Origin of the sequence: Chryseobacterium cucumeris (assembly GCF_001593385.1) — a bacterium.
GTDB lineage: Bacteria > Bacteroidota > Bacteroidia > Flavobacteriales > Weeksellaceae > Chryseobacterium > Chryseobacterium cucumeris.
Map to the genome: position 1 here is coordinate 1 of NZ_LUVZ01000015.1, position 1,204 is coordinate 1,204.

Consider the following 1,204-nt stretch of genomic DNA (forward strand, 5'->3'; position numbering starts at 1 on the left):
ATGAATTAGTCAATACTTAATCTGACAGTTATAATCAAAAAGAATAACTTTAAAACAGATTAAGTATTATGACTACACAACAAAAAATCATCAAAAACAAGTTAGGCGTACTTGAATTAGCACAACATTTAGGAAACGTATCCAAAGCCTGCAAGGTAATGGGATATTCCCGAGACAGCTTTTATAGATTCAAAGAACTGTATGAACAAGGTGGAGAACTTGCCTTACAGGAAATTTCAAGAAGGAAACCTGTACTAAAGAATCGTGTAGATGAGTCAATTGAGAAAGCTGTCATTGATATAGCGATTGAAAACCCAGCTTTAGGACAACTTAGAGTAAGCAATGAGCTCAGAAAGAAAGGTTTTATTGTTTCACCTGGTGGAGTTAGAAGTATCTGGCTCAGACATGATCTCCATACCTTTAAGCTTCGTTTAAAAGCTTTGGAAACTAAATCAGCACAAGAAGGCATTGTCCTTACAGAAAGCCAACTTACTGCTTTAGAAAAAGCGAAGGAAGAAAAGAAGGCTCATGGTGAGATAGAAACTTATCATCCTGGATATTTAGGAGCACAGGACACATATTACGTAGGAAATATTAAAGGAGTTGGTCATATTTATCAGCAAACCTTTATAGATACCTATTCTAAGGTTGCATTTGCAAAGTTATATGACCGTAAGAATGCACTTATTGCCGCTGATATGCTTAACGATCAAGTTGTTCCTTTCTTTGAGCAGCAGGAACTTCGCTTACTTAGAGTTTTGACCGACAGAGGAACTGAATACTGTGGAATAAGAGAACAACACGAATATCAGTTATATTTGGCTATTGAAGATATTGACCATACCAAAACAAAAGCTAAAAGTCCACAAACCAACGGTATTTGTGAACGTTTTCACAGAACCATACAAGACGAGTTTTATGCGGTTGCTTTCAGAAAGAAAATTTACAGAAGTATTGAAGAACTCCAATTGGATCTTAGCAGCTGGCTATCGTACTACAACCAGGAAAGAACACATACAGGAAAGCATTGTTATGGTAAAACCCCGATGCAAACGTTTTTGGATAGTAAATCTATTGCAAAAGAGAAATTATTGGAAACTCTTGCAGAGGAACAAAAAATCCTTACTTTTGGAAGTAAGGAAAATATTGGATAACTGACAATTATTTTTAACCCTAACTGTCAGATCAAGTCGTGGCTATTACA

At 35.9% G+C, this 1,204-nt stretch carries 1 protein-coding gene; it reads left to right on the forward strand.

What is annotated here, in order from left to right:
• Window positions 1-68 precede the first annotated feature (68 nt).
• Window positions 69-1,154 carry an IS481 family transposase gene (locus tag A1704_RS12360; protein ID WP_062673822.1) on the forward strand — a complete coding sequence of 362 codons (1,086 nt, stop codon included), beginning with the start codon at window positions 69-71 and terminating at the stop codon, window positions 1,152-1,154.
• The last annotated feature ends 50 nt before the right edge of the window (window positions 1,155-1,204 follow it).